We start from the raw sequence: 647 nt of genomic DNA on the forward strand, positions 1-647 counted from the left end.
CGTCTACGGCATCGCCAGGGATCTGGCGGCGAGCGGGCTTGGCCGCCTCGTCGGCGGCGCCATCATGCCGCATGTCGGCAATGGCATGTGTCCGATCAAGGTGACGATCGAAGCGCCGGAGCTTTGCCCCGGCTTCGCGCTCAACTTGGTCAAGGGCGTCAAGAATGGACCCTCGCCAAAATGGCTGCAGCAGCGGCTGATCGCCATTGGGCTGAGACCCATCAGCGCACTGGTCGACATCACCAACTACGTCACCTTCGACCGCGGCCGCCCGCTGCATGTGTTCGACGCCAGCAAGGTTGCCGGCAATCTCGTCGTGCGCCGCGCGCGCGATGGTGAAAAGGTGCAGGCGCTCGACGGCCGCGAATACACGCTGACGCCGGAAATGTGCGTCATCGCAGATGACAACGGCGTCGAGTCGATCGCCGGCGTCATGGGCGGCGAGCATTCGGGCTGCGACGAGAACACCTCAGATGTGCTGATCGAATCCGCCCTTTGGGATCCGATCACCACGGCGCGCACCGGCCGCACGCTCGGCATCATTACCGACGCGCGCTACCGTTTCGAGCGCGGCGTCGACCCCGAATTCATGGTTCCGGGCGTCGAACTGGCGACGAAACTGGTGCTCGATTTCTGCGGCGGCACGC

General features: G+C 64.9%; 1 protein-coding gene. It reads left to right on the top strand.

The window, feature by feature from the left end:
• Positions 1-647, top strand: a 647-nt coding sequence (locus EN994_RS34225; protein ID WP_281060233.1) for a phenylalanine--tRNA ligase beta subunit-related protein, incomplete at both ends; no start/stop codon positions are given.

Source organism: Mesorhizobium sp. M7A.F.Ca.CA.002.09.1.1 (assembly GCF_003998555.1).
Lineage (GTDB): Bacteria > Pseudomonadota > Alphaproteobacteria > Rhizobiales > Rhizobiaceae > Mesorhizobium > Mesorhizobium ciceri.